The sequence below is a fragment of the Corynebacterium stercoris genome (assembly GCF_024160105.1).
In the GTDB taxonomy this organism is placed as follows: Bacteria; Actinomycetota; Actinomycetes; order Mycobacteriales; family Mycobacteriaceae; genus Corynebacterium; species Corynebacterium stercoris.
In genome coordinates this window covers 414818-421766 of sequence record NZ_JAMFTQ010000001.1, presented here as the reverse complement: position 1 = coordinate 421766, position 6949 = coordinate 414818, and the positions used below count along the sequence as shown (strand labels likewise).

At 66.5% G+C, this 6949-nt stretch carries 5 protein-coding genes and 2 rRNA genes; 5 read left to right on the top strand and 2 right to left on the bottom strand.

The window, feature by feature from the left end; all coding sequences use genetic code 11:
- The 4 genes from M5J20_RS02120 to M5J20_RS02105 form a co-directional block, all read left to right on the top strand.
- Nucleotides 1-134, top strand: a 23S ribosomal RNA gene (locus tag M5J20_RS02120); the annotation flags it as partial.
- A gap of 118 nt (nt 135-252) precedes the next feature.
- Nucleotides 253-369, top strand: a 5S ribosomal RNA gene (rrf, locus tag M5J20_RS02115).
- Nucleotides 370-1212: 843 nt separating this feature from the next.
- On the top strand, nt 1213-1938 hold the full coding sequence (locus M5J20_RS02110) for an ABC transporter ATP-binding protein (RefSeq protein ID WP_253575836.1): 726 nt from the start codon (nt 1213-1215) through the stop codon (nt 1936-1938).
- A 3-nt stretch (nt 1939-1941) separates the two neighbouring features.
- Nucleotides 1942-4515 carry an ABC transporter permease gene (locus M5J20_RS02105; protein ID WP_367614846.1) on the top strand — a complete coding sequence of 858 codons (2574 nt, stop codon included), beginning with the start codon at nt 1942-1944 and terminating at the stop codon, nt 4513-4515.
- Here M5J20_RS02105 and M5J20_RS02100 read toward each other — a convergent pair.
- Together M5J20_RS02100 and M5J20_RS02095 are read right to left on the bottom strand one after the other, a co-directional pair.
- Nucleotides 4512-4847 carry a fluoride efflux transporter FluC gene (locus M5J20_RS02100; protein ID WP_253575834.1) on the bottom strand — a complete coding sequence of 112 codons (336 nt, stop codon included), beginning with the start codon at nt 4845-4847 and terminating at the stop codon, nt 4512-4514. The genes M5J20_RS02105 and M5J20_RS02100 overlap by 4 nt on opposite strands.
- Nucleotides 4840-5184: a CrcB family protein gene (locus tag M5J20_RS02095; RefSeq protein WP_253575831.1), complete on the bottom strand. Its 345-nt coding sequence runs from the start codon at nt 5182-5184 to the stop codon at nt 4840-4842. The genes M5J20_RS02100 and M5J20_RS02095 overlap by 8 nt, the downstream gene beginning before the upstream one ends.
- Nucleotides 5185-5285: 101 nt before the next feature.
- Between M5J20_RS02095 and pgm the strand changes: the two genes are divergently transcribed.
- Nucleotides 5286-6944: a phosphoglucomutase (alpha-D-glucose-1,6-bisphosphate-dependent) gene (gene pgm, locus M5J20_RS02090; RefSeq protein ID WP_253575829.1), complete on the top strand. Its 1659-nt coding sequence runs from the start codon at nt 5286-5288 to the stop codon at nt 6942-6944.
- Nucleotides 6945-6949: the final 5 nt, after the last annotated feature.

Sequence of the window (6949 nt, the reverse complement as noted above, 5' to 3'; positions counted from 1 at the left end):
TCTAAGCGGGAAGCCTGTTTTAAGATGAGGTTTCATTCGAGGTTCCCAGCAGACTACTGGGTTGATAGGCCGGAACTGGACGCACCGCAAGGTGTGGAGGCGACCGGTACTAATACACCAAAACAAAACACAACCACCCCAACCAAGGGTGGCAAACACTAGACAAACAAGCAAAGAGTCTTGCACGCGTCCACTCACCAGTATCTGACACACCACACCAACCCCCGGTGGGCCAACAATTCAATTAAGTGTGTCGGTGGCAATAGCAGCGGGGAAACGCCCGGTCCCATTCCGAACCCGGAAGCTAAGCCCGCCCGCGCCGATGGTACTGCACCCGGGAGGGTGTGGGAGAGTAGGTTACCGCCGACCCAACAACTTCACACAAAACGAACAACCCGGTACTGAGTGCAACCACCCAGCACCGGGTTGTTCGCTTGCATGCGTACGGACTTTTGCCGGCACCCAAGAGAGATTTGACAACATCCTTCATAACCCACCCGTTTCCCCAGGCCGCTACATCCAGTGACAACCTGCCGGAGGCTCCCCTGTCCACGGGCGCCGCGGACCGGGGGTCGGCGACATGCGCCCCGGCACACCACGTCCCAGAAAGATTCTGCAGAATCTTTCACACCACCACCCAAAACCCCAGGTCGCTACATTTGCTGACAACCTGCCGGAGGCTCCTGGTTCCGCAGGTGCCGCGGCGAGGTCGTATGTAGACAGCCCCAGTGGGCTACTTTCCGAAGAGCACCACGCGGAGCACCCGAGAGACTGACCACGCAACCCCCACCAACCCCCACACCCGACCCGAGCGTCCCAGAAAGATTTGACAACATCCTTCATAACCCACCCCGTTTCCCCTGGTCGCTACATTTGCTGACAACCTGTCGGAAGCCACGGAAACCACGGAGACCGGGCTCCACCGGTGCAGCGCTCTAGCGGCGCGACGACGAAGACCGCTACCGGCATGATCGGTGGGGCCGCCGGCAAGGGACAGGAACTCGAGGGGACGCCGGTTTTTGAAGAACGCTCCACCGCGCAACCGTCCCCTTCAACTCCCCGTCCCCTTCGACTCCCGCCCCCTTAGCGGCGCGGGGTAACGTAGCTATGTCAACGGAATGTCCGTCTTCAAGCGGCGCGCTCGGACAAGCGCACACGCGGCATTCCGCACAAGCGCGGCGGTAGCGGCTGCGGGGAAGCAGGTTCTTACAAATGGAAGCAGCAGCACGGGCCGTCGATTTGGTGAAAACCTATGGCCAGGGCGACACGCAGGTGGCTGCGCTGGACGGTGTCAATGTCGAGTTTGAGCGCAACGCGTTCACGGCGATTATGGGACCGTCGGGAAGCGGTAAGTCCACGCTGATGCACACGATGGCCGGCCTGGACTCGTTCACATCGGGTGAGGCGTACATCGGTGGGACGGCGCTGTCGAAGCTCAGCGACAAGGAGATCACTGAGCTGCGGCGCGATCGGCTCGGGTTCATTTTCCAGTCCTTCAACCTGGTGCCGACGCTGACTGCGGCGGAGAACATCACGCTGCCGACGGATATCGCGGGCGGGGCGATCGATAAGTCGTGGTTCGACGAGATCACGCAGCGTCTGGGGCTGGCGAAGCGCCTCAAGCACCGCCCGAGCGAGCTGTCCGGCGGCCAGCAGCAGCGCGTCGCCTGTGCACGTGCGCTGGTGAGCAAGCCGGAGATCATCTTCGGAGATGAACCGACCGGCAACCTTGACTCGAACGCCGGCAAGGAAGTCTTGAGCATTCTGCGCCACGCGGTGGATCACGACGGGCAGACGGTGGTCATCGTGACGCACGATGCGCGCGCCGCGTCGTACGCCGATCGTGTGGTGTTCCTGCGCGACGGCCAGATCGTCGACGAGATGCGCGAGCCGACCATGGACGCGATTCTCCACGTCATGGCCGGGATCGAGGGGTAGCGCGTGGCGACCGGAACGCAGGCGATGACGAAGGTCTCGCTACGAAATATCGGCGCGCACAAGTTGCGCCTCGCGCTCACCGTCCTCGCGGTAGTGCTAGGCACGGCGTTCATCGCGGGTTCGATGATGTTCACGAACATGCTGGAGCGCACCTTCGACTCGGCCGTCGCTACGCAGTACAAGAACGCCGACGCGGTCGTGGAGCCAGGCGAGGATTCGAGCTCGGTGCCTGCCGACGCAGCGGATGACATCACCAAGCTCCCAACCGTGGAACGTGCGAACCTCGTCGGCTCGACGACGATCGTGGCTGCGACTACCGACGAAACCGCCATCCAAACCCGCCAGGGCAGGGCCAGCGCTGCGGTGTACTACGGTCCGGACGACAACGTCGCCCTAGCGCCGGAGATCATCGAGGGTCGTGCGCCGGAACCCGGCAACACCCCGGCGGAGGCGGTACTCAACGCCAACGGCGCAGAGTTCTACGGCATTGAAATGGGCCAAGAACTCATCATCGTGGATACCGGCGGGCGCGAGCGCTACACCGTCACCGGATTCTATGACGATGAGACGGTGCAGGAGACGTCGTTAAGCTTCCTGCTCCCGGAGGCGGACTACCGCGAGTTTTACGTGGCGCCGGATACCGTGCCCGGCCTGCTGCTCGCCGGGCCGGAGGGCACGGACCCGCAGACGCTGACGGATGAAATCGCGTCGGCCCACCCGGAGCTTGAGGTCCGTACTGGCGAGGTGGCGGCGGAGGAGACGTCGAAAAGCGTGCGCGAAGCGCTGAGCTTCGTGTCCTACTTCCTCATCGCGTTCGGGCTGGTCGGGCTGCTGGTGGGCACGTTCTTGATCGCGAATACGTTCTCGATGATCGTGGCGCAGCGGACGAAGGAGTTCGCGCTGCTGCGCGCGCTGGGCGCGAGCCGCGGGCAGGTGACGCGCTCGGTGCTGGCTGAGGCGGTGATTGTGGGGCTGCTCGGCTCAGTACTCGGCGTGGCCGGAGGCGCGGGGCTGGTCGCCCTGATCAAGCAGGTGATGCAGCGCTACAACATGGATCTGCCGGCCGGCGGGATCGGGTTCGCGCTGGATACGGCAATCGTGCCGATTGTCGCGGGCGTGATTGTGACGGTGATTTCGGCGTGGGCACCGGCTCGCCAGGCGGGGCGCGTGCAGCCGGTGGAGGCGATGCGCGCGAGCGAGTCCGCCGCCCCGCAGCCGCTACGGAAACGAACCCTCGCGGGTGCGGCGCTGATCGCGGCGGGCATCGCCGCTGCGGTGGGCGCGCTGTTGTGGGAGGATGGTGCGACGGCGGATCGCGCGTCGCTGGTCGGTGTGGCCGCGGTGGCGGTCATCGCCGGCATCTTCCTGGCGGGCCCGGCGATGAGTCTGCCGGTGGTGCCGCCGCTGGGCCGGCTGATCGGCGCGCCCTTCGGCACCGTCGGCCGCCTCGCGTCCACGAACACGCAGCGCAACCCGCGCCGCACTTCGGCGACGGCGTTCGCGCTGATGCTGGGCATTGCGCTGGTGACCATCATCGGCATGCTGGGCGCGTCGATGAAGCATTCGGTGGATACGGTCGCTGAGAACGAGGTCGGCGCGGAGTACGTGCTGGCCGGCCCGGACATGGCGGCGTTTCCCATTCCGCGCGATCTCATGGAGCGGCTGCCGGAGGTGGACGGCGTGGGCGCCGTCGCCGCGTACACCGAGGCCGCCATTACTGTCGACGGCGAGTACAGCGCCACCCTCGGCGAATTCGGCTCGACGACGGTGCTCTACGGCGACCCGGGCGACCTGATCACCCTCGAGATGGCGGAGGGCTCGTCCTCCCTCGACGGGAACACGGTCATCGCGCCGCGCGCGTGGGCGGAGGAACGCGGCTGGAAGGTCGGCGACACCGTCACGATCGCCGCGCCCGGCATCTCGCCGTTGACGGTGGAGGCGACTGTCGGCGGCATCTTCGAGGAATCCTCCATGCTGCCGGCCGTGGTAGTCAGCGCGGACGCGGCGACGCAGATCCTGCCGCCGGGCGCGGTGAACATCATCATGCTTGGCGTCAGCGGCGACGGCACCGTGGATAGCGACCAGCTCCGCGCCAACCTCGAGGCCGAGGTTAAGCAGGACATCGTGGTCCAGGTCAAGAGCAAGGACGACATCTCCGGCGAGGTCCTCGACCTCATCGACCAGATGTTGTTCATCCTCTACGCGCTGCTCTCGCTCGCGGTGGTGATCGCGGTGCTGGGCATCGTGAATACGCTGACGCTGTCTGTGATTGAGCGTCGCCAAGAGATCGGCATGCTGCGCGCGGTGGGTACGCACCGCCGCCAGGTGCGCATCATGATCATCCTCGAATCGGTGCAGATGGCGTTCTTCGGCGCGGTGCTCGGCGTGCTGCTCGGCCTGGGGCTGGGCTGGACATTCCTCACCGTGCTGGCGGACCAGGGCCTCGAGCAGATCGTGATCCCGTGGGGCCTGGTCGCGCAGATGCTCGGCGGCAGCGTCCTCGTCGGTATCCTCGCGGCGCTGTGGCCGGCGAACCGGGCGGCGAAGACTCCGCCGCTCGACGCGATCGCCGACTAGGGAGCCCAGATCATGCCGAAACCCGCGGCCGCGGTGCCGATGAGCGCCGTGGCCAGCAGGTATGTCGCGGCTTCCCCGTAGTCCTTGGCTTTGAGTAGTTCTCCGAGTTCGCGGGCGAGGGTGGAAAACGTCGATAAGCTTCCCGCGAAACCGACGCCGAGCAGGGCCTGCCACGCTGCGGGGGCTGCGGCGACGAAGCCGATGACCCCGCACGCCGCGATGTTGGCGGCGAAGGTCGCCGCGCGCGGGTGCTCGATGACGCGGGAGAGCCACCAGCGGCAGGTGCCGCCGAGAAACCCGCCGACGAACACGAGAAGGATTGCGCTAGCCACGGGCGCGCCCCCGGACTGCGTCGCCCGCGAACCACGCCGCGAGGCTGACGGCGAAGCTCAGCACCATGATTGCCAGGGCCCCGCTTATCGACGTTTGCACCGCCGCCAACCCGATCGCGGAGAACGTGGTTAATCCGCCGAGGAACCCGGTGCCCCAGAACAAGCCCGGCTTGGCGTACCCCATGGCGAAGCAGCCGGCTGCGTTGACGGCGAACGTCAGCGCGAGCGCCTCGACGGAGCCGGGCGGGGCCGCGAGCACGACGAGCCAGCGGGTCACGGCGCCCAGGCCCGCGCCGAGGCCGACGCTGATGCCGGTGGTGAAAGTCTCCGAACGCACAGTGGGGCAGTGTACTTTGGCCGAACCGTGGCGGAAACCGTTCGGCACGCCCACAATGGGAGGTGAACTGCACCCCGCCAATCCCCGTGAAGGAGCCCGCCATGGCACACGAGCGCGCCGGCCAGCCCGCCCGCCCCGAAGATTTGATCGACATCGCCGAGCTGGTCACCGCCTACTACACCCGCGACATTGACCCGCAGGCCCCGGAGCAGCAGGTGGCGTTCGGCACCTCCGGCCACCGCGGCTCCTCCTTGGATAACGCGTTCAACGAGGCGCACATCCTGGCCACCACGCAGGCGATTGTGGATTACCGCCGCGAGAACACCATCGGCGGCCCGGTCTACATCGGACGCGACACGCACGCGCTGAGCGAGCCGGCGATGATCTCGGCGCTCGAGGTGCTCATCGCCAACGAGGTGCCGGTGCTGGTGGACGCCGAGGGACGCTACACCCCGACCCCGGCCGTCTCCCACGCCATCCTCGCGCACAACGCCAAGCTCACAGGCGGTGTCACCGGCACGGACGCCGCGCGTGCCGACGGCATTGTTATCACCCCCTCGCACAACCCGCCGCGCGACGGCGGCTTCAAGTACAACCCGCCGAACGGCGGCCCGGCCGGCACCGACGCGACCGACTGGATCGCGGCCCGCGCCAACGATTACCTGGGCCGCGGCCTGGAGGGTGTCAAGCGCGTGCCGGTGTCCGGCGTGCTGGATGAGCGCGCTGAGAAGTTCGACTTCAAGGGCCGCTACGTGGCGGACCTGGTCAACGTGGTGGATATCGACGCGATTCGCGGCTCCGACCTGTCCATCGGCGCTGACCCGATGGGCGGCGCTTCCGTTGATTACTGGGGCGCGATCGCCGAGACCCACGGCCTGAACCTCACCGTGGTCAACCCGGAGGTAGACGCCACCTGGCGGTTCATGACGCTGGACACCGACGGCAAGATCCGCATGGACTGCTCCTCGCCGAACTCCATGGCGTCGCTGGTGCACAACCGCGAGAAGTACTCGATCGCGACCGGCAACGACGCCGACGCGGACCGCCACGGCATTGTCACCCCGGATGCCGGCCTGATGAACCCGAACCACTACCTCGCGGTGGCCATCGAGTACCTCTTCTCCCACCGCGACGGTTGGGCGCCGGGCACCGCCGTGGGCAAGACGCTTGTGTCCTCCTCCATGATTGACCGCGTCGTGGCCTCCCTCGGCCGCGAACTGGTCGAGGTGCCGGTGGGCTTCAAGTGGTTCGTGCCGGGGCTTATCGACGGCACCATCGGCTTCGGCGGCGAAGAGTCCGCCGGCGCCTCCTTCCTGCGCAAGGACGGCACCGTGTGGTCCACTGACAAGGACGGCATCATCCTCGATCTGCTCGCCTCCGAAATCACCGCCGTGACGGGCAAGACCCCGTCGCAGCGCTACGCGGAGCTGGAAGAAGAGTTCGGCGCCCCGGCGTACGCGCGCATCGACGCCCCGGCGAACCGCGAGCAGAAGGCCACCCTCAAGGCGCTGTCGCCCGAGCAGGTTGCTGCGGGCGAGCTGGCTGGGGAACCGATCGTCGCAAAGCTCACGGAAGCCCCCGGTAACGGTGCAGCCATCGGCGGCCTGAAGGTGACCACGGAGAACGCCTGGTTCGCGGCGCGCCCGTCCGGCACGGAGGACAAGTACAAGATTTACGCCGAGTCCTTCAAGGGTGCCGAGCACCTCAAGCAGGTGCAGGACGAAGCTGTGGCGCTCGTCTCGGAGGTATTGGGGCAGTAGCGGGC